The sequence below is a fragment of the Agarivorans sp. QJM3NY_30 genome, from assembly GCF_050870855.2.
Taxonomy (GTDB): domain Bacteria; phylum Pseudomonadota; class Gammaproteobacteria; order Enterobacterales; family Celerinatantimonadaceae; genus Agarivorans.
The window spans coordinates 3,639,049-3,654,999 of record NZ_CP194038.2; the positions used below are offsets into that span (position 1 = coordinate 3,639,049).

Genomic DNA, 15,951 nt, shown 5'->3' on the forward strand with positions numbered 1-15,951 from the left:
ACGTTTAACTGCATAGAATATAAAAAATCGTGTCTACCGTCGTTTTTAGATTCTTGAGCGGCAGCGCCAGCGAAGGAGGCAACAACTAGAGAGTATCAAACGGAGCCCCTCAAACAGGCTGCTAGCCCGCCTGTACCTGACTAATATAATTCAGCCACACTTGACTCTCGTTGCGTAACTTATCATCGGTTTCTGCTTTAGCAATCAGCTGTTGCGCTCTACTTAACTGCCCCAGATGAATATTGGCGATCCCCATCATTAACCACAAGCGTGGTTCAACTTTAGCTTGTTTATCCGCCAAATGCTGTAACACATCAAGTGCTTTATTCCACTGTTGCTGCTGCAATAACAATTGCGCATACTGACGTAAATTCGCTTCACTATCGTCAATTTTCAAAAGTTGCGCTAAGGCAGCACTCGCCTGCTTTTGCTGCTTGGCCAGCAACCAAGCTTGACTAAGCAAAGACTGATAACGCTTATTTCGCTTTAACTGCCCACGCTGCATCGCTTGCTCTAAGATCTGCGCCGCCAAATAGGCATTGCCTTGACGTATCAATAATTGGCTCAACAAAGTGTACTGGCTTGGCTTCTCAAATAATCCTTGCTGATAGGCCAAGCGTAAACTGGCCAAAGCAGCAGGCTCATCTTTATTTTGCATCAACAACGCCGCAAGTTGATACCAGTGCGACATTTTTTTCGGCTCGGCTGACAGCAGCTGCTTTTGCCATTTGATCGCCAAGCGCCATTGCGACAGCTGAGAGCGACTGACCATCGCCATCTGATACCAATTTATCGGCACCGTTGCTGATTTTTGCATACTGATGGCCCGTTCAATCGCCTCCGCCCCAGCGCGCCATTGCTGCTGCTGCAATTTTGCCTGAGCCAACAGCTGATAATGGCTAGCCGCAATTGAGCTTGGCTCGGCTTGGCTTAACCAAGTCTCCAATAGCTCAGCGCCAATCGCCCAATGTTGTAAGGCTAGATTTAATTGTGCTCTGACTAGCATCAGTTGCAACAGCTGTGCTGGCTCGAGCGTATTAGAGTCCACCGCGAGCTGATAATAATTAAGAGCCTGTTGGTAGTGATCACCGCTCAAGGCTAACTGCGCCAAATTAAGTCGAGTAATTGCCAGAGCATAGGCCCGCGCCGCAAGTGGTTTGAGTGTCTGCTCAAGCTTCACTAACACCCGCTTCGCCTGCTGAGGCTGCTGTTGCTCAATCAAACTCAAGGCGCTATTAATTTGCTTATACTCATATTGATTGAGCTGATTAGTCTTGGCAAATCCCGCAGCACTCACGCAAAGTAAAGCCAGCAGTATCATATGCTTTAACATAAACATTCCTTAATCACCGCGAGTAAATTCGAAAGTTTGTAAGGCTCTAAAAGAAACCGCCTTACCATTCTCGGTTTTAACCTGAAAACGCCAACGCATTAAAGCCTGCTTAACCGACGCTTCAAACACCCCTTTGGGATCCGATTTCACCACCTTAATACTGCCAATCGCGACCTCACCATTTTCTTTTACCGTGAAGTGCACCGTGACTTTACCTTCAATCTTGCGTCGCTCCGCTGAACGGGGATAAATTGGCGATACCCGAGACAAAGCCATCGGATTGCGATCAATCGTCACCGCAACCGGAGCCGGTGGGCCTATATGAATTAGATTACTCACCGAACTAATCGCGACTTGCGTACTACTGATGCTCGGTAAATTTAAATCGATTTTAGGCTGTGGCGCTTGGCTTAAAGTTTGCGAGGGCATTGGTGGCAGTTCTGGGACAGCCTCGAGCTCTGGCTCTGGTGGTTTTTGTCGCTCTCGTAAGCGATGTTCTACATCGCTATCTTGTTTTACAGCCAAAAAACTTAAGTGCGGCGCTTCGCTGCGTTCAAACTTCGCCGTTTGACCGATGCCAGCAAGATGCGCTAAGGCCCAGAAAAAACTCGAGGCAAACAAAATACCCAGAGGCGAAAATGCCAGCAAGCGCAACATAACTAACCACCCATCCGGGTTGCCACCGAGTACGGCAAGTTTGCTAAGCGCAATTGATCCAGCAGTTTCACTAAATCACCAGTGCTGGCCTTCTCGTCAGCTTGCACCACGACCGCTAAATCGGCTTGCTCAGACTTTAAACGCTCCAAAGTTGGACGTAACATACGAATGTCTATCGCCTGACCATCCAACCAAATTTCGGCCTTAGCACTTAAGGCAACCATCACCGCCCCTTGGCTTTGCTCGGTACTGGTTTGCGACTGGGGTCGATTCACTTCAATACCGGCTTCACGCACAAACGAAGTGGAGACGATGAAAAATATCAACATGATGAACACGATATCCAGCATCGGCGTCATATCGATCTGCGCTTCATCCTCTTGCTGGAATAAAAACTTAGTTTGTCTCATTGTCTACTCTACTATTTAATCTTTGATTATCCATGTTGAGTCCCTAGTGAGGCCGCGCTCGCCTGAATGCTGGCCCGTTGACGAATGGTCCAACGTGCCAAGTGCGTATGGAAAATCAACCCAAAAACCGCGATAGCCATACCTGCCATAGTGGGTAAGGTGGCTTTGGCAATGCCTGCTGCCATTAAACGAGCATTGCCTGTTCCGTTAAGCGCTAAACTATCAAAAACCTGTACCATACCGGTGACCGTGCCCAGCAAGCCTACTAAAGGGCACAGTGAAATCAATAACTTAATAAATGATAAATGCTGTTTAAGCTGTAGATCTAAATCGCAATATTCACTTTGCCAGCGATACAGTTCTCGTTGCGAGGCACCGTTCTGATTAAATTGTTGCCGCAACACTGGAAAACTAAACCAACGAAACCAATAACGCTCCAAAATAAGCGTCATCAACAAAGCAGCTAAAGCCAAAATAAGGCTCAGCACCCAACCACCGGAATGAAGAAACTGCAGCAGCAAGGCTGTAAAGCGACTCCAATCAAGCAGCATGTTTGCTCCTTACTTGCTGAGCTTCACGTCGATCAGCCAATAAAGCGGTACTTTTTTGCTGTAATATCTGAATCACTCGGCGAGAACGGCTACTCAACAAGTTATGGCTAAACAACAGTGGAATGGCCACAATCAAGCCCAGTACCGTGGTAATCAGAGCCTGAGAAATCCCTCCTGCCATTAATTTCGGATCGCTGGTACCAAACAGCGTAATACTCTGGAAAGTGCCGATCATTCCGGTCACGGTGCCCAGCAGCCCCAATAAAGGCGCAACTGCCGCAAACAACTTAATCAGACTTTGACCTCGCTCTAAGCCAGGAACTTCCTCTAAAATAGACTCTTCAACTCTTAAGGCTAAATCGTCCACTGCTAATTCACTTTGCTGGGCTTTATTCAATACTCGCCCTAAAGGGTTATTATCGAATAGTTGGCCTGAACTGTTTTTTAACTGGCGCTTCACCTTCATCTCGGTGATGCTTAACAGCAACATCCGCCACAGGGCCATCACCAAACCAATCAGTCCCAAGGCCAAAATGATATAGCCCACATAGCCACCTTGTTTAATTCGCTGCTCTAAGCTGGGCACTTGGCCGAGTAAGGCCAATAATTGGCCACGGGTAGGATCGATCACTAAATTGGCTTGCTTGCCCTCTATATAGGCTTTCGCCTGATTCACCGCCGCGCCGTCTGGCTGACGACTCAACACCAATAATTGATCCAGCTTGTTTTGCCAGCTCAAATAATGCCCTTGTTGGTCAAGCAACTGAAAATTACCAATGCGCAACACTTGGGTACTGCGAGTTTGCCCGGAAGGCTCCACCACATCCCGCTCAAATAAAACGATTTTTCCAGACTCATTTAACTCATCATATAAGCTAACCCACAAAGTCTTAAATTCATCGATACTCGGAATTCGTTGTGCCGAAGCAAAATCTAGCTGTTTGCTGCGTCCCGGAAACTGCGCACTAACCAAAGAATCCTGCAACTGCCCTTGCGCCTCACTGGCTTGTTGCTTCACGACACCAAACACTTCGCCGAGCTGGCCACTTCGCTGAGTCAACAATTGCTGTATTTCAGTTAAATGCTGTTCGTTTTGGTCAAAGGCTTGTTTTAATTCTAGTTGCCGAGCATTCGCCGCGGCCAAACGTTGCTGGCTTTGTGCCAATAGCGCCTTTTGACTATCTAGGTGTTGTTTAAATTCGGCTAAACGCTGCTGATTGACTTGGCCATCATGCTGAAGAATGTCTGTCGCGAGCGATGCTAAACGATGACTAGGCTCGGCGGCTGATAGCGGTGTTGAAAAACTGAATAAGGTAAATAGTAAGATCGACAAAATGCGCATTACAGCCCCCGCTCGATCGGATTAAGTGGCAGCGTTAATAGCTCGGGAATACTCTGTTGCCAAGCGATTTGAATCGCCGAGCGTAAGTCCAAATTGTGTTGTTTAGGTAAACTCACCCAAGCTTGTTGCTGAGGATCCCATAAACCGCTAATCTGGCTATCTAAACTTTGAAAATACAAGGCGGTGCGACCCAAGCGGAAAAAGTCGACTTGCAGTTCGTCCCCATCGTGGGTAGGCAATGTTTTAAAAGACTTTAATTCAGCGCTGGTTAACTTACCTTGGTAAGCCTCAATGGTACGTCCATATTCTATTTCAATTTGGTAGGCTTCTAATACTTGACGGTATTTCTCGGCCAAACTCACATCAGCTCGCACTAAATTATTTTGCAGTTTAGCTAAACGTTGCTGACGTTCCTGCGGCAAAAAAGGCAAATCTTGCGCCACAAAATGGGCTAAACCCTCAAGCATATCAGCCAACAAGGGTAAGGCCGCTTGCTGAGTCGCCTCTAAAGAGCCAAGCTGACTTTGTAAATCATCCAGCTCTTGCTGTTGAGAAGCCACCATCAAGCTCAACTGTTTGTTATAAGCCTCTACTAAATCGGCTTGTTGCTGATTTTGCTGATAATCTAAAAAGGCTTGTTGTGCCCGCTCATCTAAACCATCAAGCTTCAACTGAGTCTGCTGATTTTTCCGATGACTTTGCTCAGTTGTTTTAAGACTGGCATCAATTTCACTCGCCTGTACCACATGAGCCAAGCACATTCCGGCGAGTAAACATGACCAGCTCAACCGGCCCTTTAATATCTTCATTTTTTTACCACTGATAAACATTCTTTCACAAGATGAATAATGAGGATCCCAACAACCCAGAGATTGCATGTCGATGAAATAACAACACTAATGCTTAGTGCTGGCAGCGACATTTATCATCAAAATTCGCCACCAACAAAAAGTTTACAAGTTCAGCCTGTCGCAACATTTCACCAACAAGCAACCACAACCATTAACGCAAATAAGAATTGTTCTTATTTGTGTTTGATAATATCATACCGTTTATTGAAAGGAAGTGAAACTCACTGAATTAACTTAATGCAGGAAAATTAAGGATGAACCGTACTTACATATCGGTGTTGCTAGCAGCCGTACTTAGCCAAAATGTCAACGCTGAACAAACCACTGCCAATCACGAGCAATTAGAGGTTGGTGATAAGCTCACCGTCGTCGCTGAAAAAGGAATTGCTAACTCAACCACAACTGGCAGCAAAATGGATATTCCGATCAAAGAACTACCATTTTCCGTTGCAGTGATTGACCAACAATTTATGCGAGATACCGGCGTTAAAAACCTACAGGACGCATTACTTTATACTTCCGGTGTCTATAGTAGTGCCTTTGGTTTAGATTCACGTGGTGACTGGAGTCTGGTCCGTGGTGTCGCCCCCACCCAGTATGTGGACGGCATGAAATCACTGTTTGGCTACTATAACAACATTCGCCCCGACACCTTCTCTATGGAACGAATTGAAGTTCTCAAAGGCCCCTCATCGGTATTATTTGGTCAAGGCTCTACTGGGGGCATTGTGAATCTGGTGTCAAAATTGCCACAACAGCAGGCCAGTCATCAACTATTGGCCCAAGGCGGTTCCCATAATCGACGCCAAATTGCAATTGACTCGACCGGACCAATTGCTAACAGCAACCTACTCTACCGAATGGTCGCTTTAGCGCGCGAAGGTGATACCCAAGTTAATCATACCGAAGACAATCGCTACCTGATTAATCCTTCCTTAACCTGGATGATGGGTGACGCAACCAATTTAACCCTATTGGCCAACTATCAACGCGACGAATCGGGCACAGTACTTCAATTTTTACCTACCGAAGGTACACTGTTCGCGGGACCGAATGGCCAGTATATCGACAAAAGCACCTTTTTAAGTGAGCCCGGCTGGGATAGTTATGACACCGAACAACTATCGCTAACGGCCTTATTTGACCATCGTTTTAATCAGATCTGGTCATTGCAAGCCAATATGCGCTACACCGATAGTGAATCCGATTACCGCTCCATGTGGTCTTATGCGCCGAGTACCAGTAGTGATGGCGCTCCGATTATGTATAACCCCGATGGCACGATCAACCGTGCGGCGTACCATAAGCAAGGAAATAGCAAAGTGCTCACCAGCGATGTGCGCGCCTTGGCTAATTTTTCTTTGGGTGCGACAGAACATGCGCTATTAATCGGCGTAGACGGCCAGCAGGCAAAAACACGTGACGATGTCTGGTTTGGCAGCGGTGGTACCATCGACCCTTATAATCCGGTTTATGGCAACATTCCCAGCGGCTATACCATTACACCTGGGGCAGAAGTGACGGCCTCGCAACTTGGTATTTATCTGAATGACCAAGTCAATATTGCTCAAGTGTCGGTGAATGCTGGTTTACGCTACGACACCACCAAAACCAAAACCGAAGGTAGTATCGCCAATACTAGCGAAGATGCGGTGACCGGACGCTTCGGTGGAATGTACCACTTTGATAACGGACTCTCTCCTTACCTAAGCTACTCGCAATCATTCGAGCCTCAGCAAGCTGTCTCGGATATGAATAACGGTAAACTGATCTACCTCGATCCGCTACGTGGCGAGCAATATGAAACGGGCATAAAATATCAACCCACTGGTTCAGACCTACTTGCAACCGTTTCTTTGTATGACATTACCCAGAAAAATCGAGTTCAAACCAATCCCAATGGTGGTGTTCGGCCACTGGCTGATGTCAGTATTCAAGGCGCTGAGTTCGAAGTTCATAAAAAATGGTTACAAGTTGATTTAATTGCCACCTATACCGAACAAAGAACTGAAGATGAAGAAACCGGTTACCGGATCGCCTATGTGCCCGATAGACTCGCTTCGGTATGGGCGAATTATCAATTCAAAAGCTCGCTTGAAGGTTTACGAGTCGGTTTAGGAAGCCGTTATGTAGGAGATACCACCGATGGCACTGATCTGTACACTGTACCATCAGTGACTCTATTTGACGCCATGGCCGCTTACCAAACCGGTCACTGGGATCTGAGCTTAAACGCGAAAAACTTATTCAATAAGACTTACGTGGCATATGCGTCTACCTCTGGAACCACTGGTTATGGTGAAGGTTTATACGTCACCGCCGATGTTCGATACAATTTTTAGGACTCAACCATGGCCTCCGTGCATTTTCGCCGCAGGCCAATTGAGCCAATATTGCTCATGACATCGTCTAACTTGGATAGCATCAGCCAATACCTGCTCGCCGCTTTTCAAAGCAGCAAGCCTTTGGCTGAACTGGCGCGACATTTAAGCCCCAGCTTAATTGAATTACACACTCACCAGCTTAACTCGCAGCCGTTGATTGATGCCCAATCCCCACAAATAAGTGAGGTAGTTTGCCAATTGTATCGCAGCTGGCAACATCAACATCCCGAAGCTGGCGAAGTGTATTGGCTCATCCAAAGTTGGAGGATGCTCATTTGGCAACCCATTACACTAACATTGATTGCGGTATATGCCCGCCAAACCAGTTTAGACCTGAGCCAATTCAAGCAAAGACTTAACTTAGAGAGTGGCATTGTGAGTGGCTATCTGGATCTGCAACTTAGCTCCCCCACAGCGGCTGATGATCAGCAATGGGTATTAAATCAAAGCTGTCGCCAATTAAGCCAATTATTACAAGACTACCGCTCAGCCTTAGGACAACAGGGTAGACTGAGCGAAGCCGTCGCCATGCGTCTCGTCAAAGATCAAATCGCTAATCTGATGCTCAAGTTAGCTGCAGCATTCCCGCAACTCAACAGTGTGGCACTCAGCCATTTATTAAGTCCCTGGAGTGAACAACTTCAACTCGGGCCCAAATCACCATTTTTTGATTTTGAGTTAAACCCAGAACGCAGTACCGTTCTGGCCAAACCTTCAGCCTGTTGCCAGCACTATCGGCGAGCCGATGGTGATTACTGCCTCAACTGTCCGAAGCTGCAACGCGCCGAGTTAGCACAGCGCTTAGCGGCACATAAACAATCCTTGCAAACATGTTAAACCCCAGCGCGGCATGTTCAGTAAGCCATAAAAAAGTAAACCTCCGATGTTAGAGCTACACCACGTCATCGTACGTCATCAACAAAACACCGTGTTAAATATTCCAGAGTTGCGCATTGCTGCGCAGCAAATCACCGTCATTCTGGGCCACAATGGTTCCGGAAAGTCGACCTTAATGAAGCTATTAGCGCGCCAACAAAACCCAACTCAAGGACGTATTTGTTTAAATCAACATTCCTTGGAGAGGCTTTCCCAGCGCCAATTGGCTCAGCAGCTGGCCTATCTGCCACAACGACTTCCAGATGTTGCGGGATTAACGGTGACCGAATTAGTCCGTTTAGGCCGTTTCCCCTGGCGTGGAACTTTAGGCCGCTGGAAATCCAGTGACCATTTAGCAGTCCAGCAAGCCCTACGGCAAACCAATGTCAGCCACTACGGTGAGCAGCTAGCCGATCAACTTTCAGGGGGGGAACGTCAGCGCGCCTGGATTGCCATGTTACTTGCCCAGCAGGCCCCGATGCTGCTGCTTGATGAACCGACATCCGCCTTAGACCTTAGTCATCAATACGACTTAATGCAATTACTGCGTCAGCTCAACCAACAGCAGCAGCGCGGTATTGTTGTGATCTTGCACGATGTCAATCTGGCCTGTCGCTTTGCCGATCGCATTCTGGCTTTAAAACAGGGGCAAATCTGTTTTGATGGCTCACCTCAACAATTACTGACACCTGCGAACCTGCGAAAAATTTATGGCTTGGATTTTGATTTAATCAAACAAGCCCAGCAAAACCTCCCCGTGGCCGCGGTCGCTTATCCCGAAGAGGAACAATTATGATTCAAACTCATTGTCGCCGAACTCCATTCATCATAAAAACCGTTTTATTGATGCTAGTGCTTCAATCAAGCCTGGCACTGGCTTTAACCATCAACGATGACATCAAGTCGCATCACTTTGCTAAGGTGCCGCAACGCATTGTTGCACTCAACTGGTCCATGGCAGAAAACGTGTTGGAATTAGGTCTTGTCCCGGTGGGTATTGCCGATATTGCCGGTTACCAAACCTGGGTCGTCAAACCAGCCATTCCGGCAGGCGTCACCGATGTGGGGACTCGCATGGAGCCGAATCTCGAGTTAATCGAAGAACTCAAACCAGATGTCATCTTACTGAGTAGCTCACAGGCCGATCTACTGCCGCGTTTAGAAAAAATTGCACCAACGCTGTTTTTTGATTCGTTTAACGCCAGCCAGGATAACTATCAAAAGTCCAAAAAAATCTTTATGCAATTGGCCGAGTTATTTGATAAACAAACGGTCGCCGCACAAAAGCTCACCGCCTTAGAGAAGCAATTTGTAGATTTAAAACAACAAATATCCCAACATTTTTCGGGGCATATCCCCAAAGTAACCACCATTCGATTCAACAATGCCTCAACGATTATCGTCTATGGAGATAATTCACTTTCCCAAGCCGCAGCCGAGCAATTAGGGATCGCCCCCGCGCTCCCTTTAGGCCCCTCTAAATGGGGGATCGCCCAGAAGAAACTAAGCGATTTAGCTCAAATTGAAGAGGGCATCGTGGTCAACATTAAACCCTTTGATCAAGAAAAACAGTTGCAAGCCTCACCGCTATGGCAAGCTCTGCCGTTTGTCCGCAAAGGCCACTACACCACCATGGAAGCTATCTGGAGTTATGGTGGCGTAAACTCGGTTGGCTACTTCGCTCAGGCCCTTACCGACAGTTTATTAAACATCAACAGTCCCGAGTAAACCCAACACCGATGAGCATATTATCCAGATACAGCCTTAGTGGCGGCATATTCATCGTCGCTACCCTCGGCTATTTACAAATAGGCGAGGCACCCAGCCTCTTCCGTCAGCTGAGCCTGATTCACCACTGGCAGAGCCAGCAATTTTCCGAGGTGATGTTTTTGTATGCCAGCCTGCCAAGACTCAGCTTAGCGATTATTGTGGGCGGCGTATTGGGTTTGGTCGGTAGCCTTTTGCAGCAGTTAACACAAAACTATTTATTATCGCCGATGACCTTAGGCGCGTCTTCTGGCGCGTGGTTAGGCTTGGTCTGTTTAAGTGTCTTTTTACCCAGTCTAGTCCCCCTTTATGGGCACTGGTTTGCCATGGGAGGCGCCATACTCAGCACTGCACTGGTCATTTTTATTGCGGGTCGTCAGGGTTTGGGGGGCTTACCGGTGATTTTATCGGGTTTGGCCATCAATCTACTGTTAGGTGCCATCGCGACGGCTATCGTGATGACACATGATCAATATGCTAAAAACCTGTTTATTTGGGGTGCTGGTGATCTCACTCAAAGCGACTGGAGTTGGGTGACTTGGTTACTACCAAAGTTGTGGCCCATGCCCCTGTTGTTATATTTTGCCCCTCGCCCACTCAGCCTATTACGTTTAGGTGAACAGGCGGCCGGGGCTCGTGGTTTAAGCCTCATTCCCACCATGGTCACGCTGATTGGCTTCGCCATTTGGATGCTCTCCTGCGCGATTACCGCTGTGGGATTAATCGCTTTTATTGGTCTGCTGGCACCCAATATCGTGCGTAGTTTAGGTGCCAGAACAGCCCGTGACCAATTATGCTTTAGTGTCTTAATTGGCGCTTTATTGCTGCTAATAACCGATATGATTGCCCTGATTGCCAGCGGCTACACAACCAATATGATCCCAAGTGGCACCGCGGCGGCTTTAATTGGGGCCCCAGCACTGATTTGGTTTAGCCGTGGCAAACTAGGCGCGAAAGACCAGCAAAGTCTAAGCCTGCCAAAAGGCGCCGTCAGCTTACACAAGCATCTGCCCCTAGCTTTAATCTGCCTATTGTTAAGCATATTATTTGTCGCCTTATTTGTTGCACCTTCATTGCATGGCTGGCAGTTATCCATCAGTAATTTACACACCTGGCAGCTACGCTGGCCACGAGTATTTGCCGCCGTGGCGGGCGGTGCAGCGATGGCCATGGCCGGGGTAATCTTACAGCGACTGATCCGCAACCCCTTGGCCAGCCCCGACATTTTAGGGATGTCGGCTGGTGCTACATTTGCCTTGGTCATCACCACTATCTTCACCGGTGCGTCAATTTTTGAGGTGGGAAGTTTAGTCGCATTTATTGGCAGTAGTGCGGTCCTCGCCCTACTGCTGCTACTGGGTAGAAAACATCAGTTCTCACCCGCAATGATGGTATTAATTGGCATTGCTTTAGCGGCGCTCATCGACGCCCTCATCGCCTTTGTTTTGGCCAAAGGCAGTGATGAGGTTTATAGCATCCTGGGCTGGTTATCCGGAACCACCTATCGCGTGGCTCCCTCACAGGTCATCTTGCTGCTCGTCTCGGTGACGCTGTTAGGGCTGCTCAGCCTGTCACTGAGTCGCTGGTTAACTCTGATTTCGGCGGGAGATGACATCGCTAAGGCGAGAGGCCTGAATATAAGCCAGGCTCGGCTGATATTACTCATCATCGTGGCGCTATTATGCGCACTAGTAACCGCCGTGATTGGCCCCTTAGCCTTTGTGGGTTTATTAGCTCCGCATATGGCGGTGATGCTTGGCGCCAAGAAAGCTGCGCCGCAGTTACTACTGGCATGCATCATTGGCGCATTATTAATGTTGGTATCCGATTGGTTAGGTCGAGTCTTGCTCTATCCGGTACAGATGCCAGCGGGCACCATTGCCTCTATATTAGGTGGCAGTTACTTGATCCTGTTACTGAGCAGAAGCGGTCACCCGCCAAACCAAAGCCAGTAGAAGATACATCTTAAACCGCTTCGCGCCCACGCGCTGGCGATCCCAAACACCAAAGGCTGCGCCATCTGGCCAGCCGAAAGGGCGCAGTAAATTGCTTTCGCCAGCAACAAGCCCGTGCTGGCAGAGCGCTCAAAGGATTGAGCCCCCCAGTTCGTGATCGTTGCACGGCAACTGCGAGGCAATTAGCGCAGTTAAATTGAGCGACTTATCAAGTCTGCTATCATTCAAAAGCTTACCGTCTTGTTTGGTTTTTTTGAAGCCCGAATTGAGGACATGATTCTGCCGCAATTAAGTACCGCCAGCCTGACGATTTGGAGCGCAAAAGCCTCATCTGTAATAAACCTTCATCCCACAAGCGCCGCTCTCTCGGTGAGCAGTGGATGAATTGATGAGTGATTATCTGTACTAGATAATCTGGATTAGTCTGGATTAGTCTGGATTAGTCTGGACTCAATCTACCACTTTGCTTCGCAAGGGCGAGCTGTTCTGACTGGTTACTCTAACCCATTTATGTCCCGCTCTGTGTTAGCTACGGGGTCAAAGCTTTCGCCTACGGCGACGTCATTAAGCTTCAACGAGCAAAGCTTAGCTAAGCAAAAAGAAAGCTCGCCCTGCATCTTCTTAAACCCTGCGTTGCTCATTCTCAAGGGCGTTGAAGTAAACACTACGCTCAAACAGACTTCAACTTTGCACCCTTGTTCATTTGCGCTACTCGGCGAAGATGATGGGATTTAAAAGCGTAATCTTGGCTATCGAGAGTATGAAAGGTTTTTGTTTTTAGAATGGGGGGCTAGTTTATTTCCGGCAGGTTTTGTCGGCACTGGCACTTTGAGGGGGGGGGCTGCTTATGGTGCTCTCTCTGGAGCGGTATTTGGTGGGATTGGCGGAGCCTTTAAATCAAGCTCCGGGTTCTTCCAGCAAAATGGCGTGGCACATGTTGCGGCGCATGCCGCAGCGGGAGGTGTGCTTTCTAAGCTTCAAGGTGGTAAGTTTGGTCATGGGTTCTTAACGGCTGGTATTATGAAAGGCGTTGGATGGGTCAAAACAGGTACAAATGCTCCCCGAGTAATAGTTCAGGCAATTGCTGGCGGTACGGTTTCTAGGTTGACCAGTGGGAAATTTGCCAATGGGGCGATCACCAGTGCGATTCAGTATGTGGTTAATAAGGTATCAAGCTCTGTTGCACAAGAGGGATTTGGCTCATTCATGTAGAACCGACTCAAAAGTAGGCAAGTTAGGGATGATTTATTTAAAGCCATCGGTAGTTTAGCAAAAATTGGTGCTGGCACTGTTGGAATGGGCGGAGACTGGTTACTGAAAAACTTTAACCCAACAGTTGGTGGTTATTTAATGTTAGGTAGTGCTTCTATGTATGCATCTGGCGTGGGTGATTTATCAAATGCTATCTATGGCGGTAACCGCAACTACGACTTCTTGGGACGTGGTTATAGGAATGCTGCTGAATTCTACGGGTTTGATTTTAGTGTTGGTGATTATGCAAGGGCTGCTGCTGAGCTTGTTACTATATATCGTGGATGGACTACCCTTGTATCTCGAACTGTAAACAGTGGCGCTTGGGGGACATCTGCTATGACTTATACCAAAATGGTTCCCGCAATAAAAACAAGCACATCGGTAACTGGAGCAGCCGACGCATGGGCTGCAAAAGATAATTTAAGTACTTTTGCACCGAATAACTAAAGAGGGTTAGTCTTGCAAGTAAATATAATGTGGTTGATTGCTTTTTATCTGCTCCTTCTTGGGTGCCAATATTTATTGGCACCATTACTGATAAAGCGATTTTCATTGAGGGCAAATGGCTTTAGCCTGATTGCTCAGCTTCAAGTGTTAATTGTTCTCTATAGTTGTTGGGTGGGGGCTTCTAAAGATAGTCTGACTAGCTCATCAGGGGCTGGAATGCTCATATGCGCAGTTATTCTATTTAGTCGGTATTTAATGAAAAGAAGATAGCTATTAGTTTCTAAGCCGCTCATCCCAGAGCGGCTTTTCTTGAACAGCTAAGCTGACTGCTGCTGTTTAATCAGAGGAAATAATCGAGACATATATGGACGCCCCGTGTTTTGCAACTCCTGATTGAAGATCGGTTCGCTGACATATATCCGGCGTCTTTAAATAGGGCAATTCATGGCTTGCAGTTGCTTGTTATAACTAAGTTCTTATTTTATAGGGGGCGGCCGTGTAAACAGATTTAGCACACTCAATACCTGTAAAAATAAACTAGACACCCATTCTAAAAACAAAAATCTTTCATACTCTCGATAGCCAAGATTACGCTTTAAATCCCATCATCTTCGCCGAGTAGCGCAAATGAACAAGGGAGCAAAGTTGAAGTCTGTTTGAGCGCAGTGTTTACTTCAACGCCCTTGTGAATGCGCAACGCAGGGTTTAGGAAGATGCTGGGCGAGCTTTCTTTTTGCTTAGCTAAGCTTTGCTCGTTGAAGCTTAATGACGTCGCCGTAGGCGAAAGCTTTTACCCCGTTGCTAACACAGAACCGGGCATAAATGGGTTAGAGTAACCAGTCAGAACAGATCGCCCCTTGCGAAGCAAAGTGGCAGATTGAGTCCAGACAGAAATAAACTAGACACCCATTCTAAAAACAAAAACCTTTCACTCTCTCGATAGCCAAGATTACGCTTTTAAATCCCATCATCTTCGCCGAGTAGCGCAAATGAACAAGGGAGCAAAGTTGAAGTCTGTTTGAGCGTAGTGTTTACTTCAACGCCCTTGTGAGTGAGCAACGGAGGATCTAAGAAGATGCAGGGTGGCCTTTCTTTTGTATACTTTTCTTTGGCCAGCAAAGAAAAGTATATCGCCGTCAGGGCGAAACCCTCACTAACAGATCTATCCAAAACTAAAAATAATAAACTAGACACCCATTCTAAAAACAAAAACCTTTCACACTCTCGATAGCCAAGATTACGCTTTTAAATCCCATCATTTTCGCCGAGTAGCGCAAATGAACATGAAGTCTGTTTGAGCGTAGTGTTTACTTCAACGCCCTTGAGAATGCGCAACGCAGGGTTTAAGAAGATGCTGGGCGAGCTTTCTTTTTGCTTAGCTAAGCTTTGCTCGTTGAAGCTTAATGACGTCGCCGTAGGCGAAAGCTTTTACCTCGTTGCTAACACAGAACGGGGCATAAATGGGTTAGAGTAACCAGTCAGAACAGATCGCCCCTTGCGAAGCAAAGTGGCAGGTTGAGTCCAGACTAATCCAGATTATCTGATGACCAAGCAGCCAGAACCATCTGCCAGCCTCATTAGCCAGTAAACGGCTGCTCTGGCGCTGTAATAGTGAGCTTGAATATGGCGAATTCAGATTTACTTTTTAAGGGCTTGCAACGACCACAAAATTCCGGCTCAAAGGTGGGATGCTGGGCGCTTATATCCTGACCATTCGTATCATAGGTTCCATAAATGGCTTGCCCTGCGATGTGCTCTGTCACAAACACTACGCCAGGAGTTTCATATACGCCAACCACCGTAACCCCATCGCTGTACGGACCGTGGCTGGCATATTGGGCGACCTTATCGGGGTGTACATAGGTCGTCAGTTTGGTGCCTTTGCCATCGTTAATCCAATTGTAAGCCGCAACCGCTTCTTGAATAAACAAAGGCGTATCGGCAGGCAACACCACATCTTTGCCCGGTACCATACTCACATTGGCAATCGGCCAAGAACGCCAATCTTGTGGGTAACTCGCGACCGACACAGCAAGCACATCAACACTAAACGATGCTGCCGTCCAAGCCAGCATCAAAACAAATATTCTAGCCATAGACAATCCCTGTTCTATAAACTGATGA

The 15,951-nt window shown here is 47.4% G+C and carries 14 protein-coding genes; 7 read left to right on the top strand and 7 right to left on the bottom strand.

Annotation, left to right across the window (positions count from 1 at the left end; all coding sequences use genetic code 11):
- Nucleotides 1-121: 121 nt before the first annotated feature.
- Genes ACRRSX_RS16560 through ACRRSX_RS16585 form a run of 6 tightly spaced genes read right to left on the bottom strand, consistent with a single transcriptional unit; the run spans nucleotide 122 to nucleotide 5,102 of the window.
- On the bottom strand, nucleotides 122-1,333 hold the full coding sequence (locus tag ACRRSX_RS16560) for a hypothetical protein (RefSeq protein WP_432452114.1): 1,212 nt from the start codon (nucleotides 1,331-1,333) through the stop codon (nucleotides 122-124).
- 9 nt (nucleotides 1,334-1,342) lie between these two features.
- Nucleotides 1,343-1,990, bottom strand: coding sequence for a TonB family protein (locus tag ACRRSX_RS16565; protein WP_432452113.1), 648 nt, complete (start codon nucleotides 1,988-1,990; stop codon nucleotides 1,343-1,345).
- A gap of 2 nt (nucleotides 1,991-1,992) precedes the next feature.
- Complete coding sequence (locus ACRRSX_RS16570; protein WP_432452112.1) at nucleotides 1,993-2,400, bottom strand: ExbD/TolR family protein; 408 nt, start codon at nucleotides 2,398-2,400, stop codon at nucleotides 1,993-1,995.
- A gap of 26 nt (nucleotides 2,401-2,426) precedes the next feature.
- Nucleotides 2,427-2,951: a MotA/TolQ/ExbB proton channel family protein gene (locus ACRRSX_RS16575; RefSeq protein ID WP_432452111.1), complete on the bottom strand. Its 525-nt coding sequence runs from the start codon at nucleotides 2,949-2,951 to the stop codon at nucleotides 2,427-2,429.
- Complete coding sequence (locus tag ACRRSX_RS16580) at nucleotides 2,941-4,293, bottom strand: MotA/TolQ/ExbB proton channel family protein (RefSeq protein ID WP_432452110.1); 1,353 nt, start codon at nucleotides 4,291-4,293, stop codon at nucleotides 2,941-2,943. Before ACRRSX_RS16580 ends, ACRRSX_RS16575 begins: the two co-directional genes overlap by 11 nt.
- Nucleotides 4,293-5,102: a DUF3450 domain-containing protein gene (locus ACRRSX_RS16585; RefSeq protein ID WP_432452109.1), complete on the bottom strand. Its 810-nt coding sequence runs from the start codon at nucleotides 5,100-5,102 to the stop codon at nucleotides 4,293-4,295. The genes ACRRSX_RS16580 and ACRRSX_RS16585 overlap by 1 nt, the downstream gene beginning before the upstream one ends.
- A gap of 296 nt (nucleotides 5,103-5,398) precedes the next feature.
- Between ACRRSX_RS16585 and ACRRSX_RS16590 the strand changes: the two genes are divergently transcribed.
- The 7 genes from ACRRSX_RS16590 to ACRRSX_RS16620 all read left to right on the top strand — a co-directional run bounded on the left by ACRRSX_RS16590 (nucleotide 5,399) and on the right by ACRRSX_RS16620 (nucleotide 13,827).
- Nucleotides 5,399-7,486 (top strand): TonB-dependent siderophore receptor, encoded by a 2,088-nt coding sequence (locus tag ACRRSX_RS16590; protein WP_432452108.1) that lies wholly within the window; start codon nucleotides 5,399-5,401, stop codon nucleotides 7,484-7,486.
- A 9-nt stretch (nucleotides 7,487-7,495) separates the two neighbouring features.
- A complete protein-coding gene (locus ACRRSX_RS16595) occupies nucleotides 7,496-8,365 on the top strand; it encodes a siderophore ferric iron reductase (RefSeq protein ID WP_432452107.1) in 870 nt (289 codons plus the stop codon).
- A 46-nt stretch (nucleotides 8,366-8,411) separates the two neighbouring features.
- Nucleotides 8,412-9,200 (top strand): ABC transporter ATP-binding protein, encoded by a 789-nt coding sequence (locus ACRRSX_RS16600; RefSeq protein WP_432452106.1) that lies wholly within the window; start codon nucleotides 8,412-8,414, stop codon nucleotides 9,198-9,200.
- Entirely contained in the window at nucleotides 9,197-10,132 is a 936-nt protein-coding gene (locus ACRRSX_RS16605; protein WP_432452105.1) for an iron-siderophore ABC transporter substrate-binding protein, read from the top strand. The genes ACRRSX_RS16600 and ACRRSX_RS16605 overlap by 4 nt, the downstream gene beginning before the upstream one ends.
- 11 nt (nucleotides 10,133-10,143) lie before the next feature.
- Nucleotides 10,144-12,126: a Fe(3+)-hydroxamate ABC transporter permease FhuB gene (gene fhuB / locus ACRRSX_RS16610; protein ID WP_432452104.1), complete on the top strand. Its 1,983-nt coding sequence runs from the start codon at nucleotides 10,144-10,146 to the stop codon at nucleotides 12,124-12,126.
- Between the two features lie 771 nt (nucleotides 12,127-12,897).
- Nucleotides 12,898-13,338 carry a hypothetical protein gene (locus tag ACRRSX_RS16615; protein ID WP_432452103.1) on the top strand — a complete coding sequence of 147 codons (441 nt, stop codon included), beginning with the start codon at nucleotides 12,898-12,900 and terminating at the stop codon, nucleotides 13,336-13,338.
- A gap of 84 nt (nucleotides 13,339-13,422) precedes the next feature.
- The gene (locus ACRRSX_RS16620; RefSeq protein WP_432452102.1) at nucleotides 13,423-13,827 is read left to right on the top strand and encodes a hypothetical protein; all 405 of its coding nucleotides are present in this window, start codon (nucleotides 13,423-13,425) and stop codon (nucleotides 13,825-13,827) included.
- Nucleotides 13,828-15,404: 1,577 nt separating this feature from the next.
- Here ACRRSX_RS16620 and ACRRSX_RS16625 read toward each other — a convergent pair.
- Nucleotides 15,405-15,923 carry a hypothetical protein gene (locus ACRRSX_RS16625; protein ID WP_432452101.1) on the bottom strand — a complete coding sequence of 173 codons (519 nt, stop codon included), beginning with the start codon at nucleotides 15,921-15,923 and terminating at the stop codon, nucleotides 15,405-15,407.
- Nucleotides 15,924-15,951: the final 28 nt, after the last annotated feature.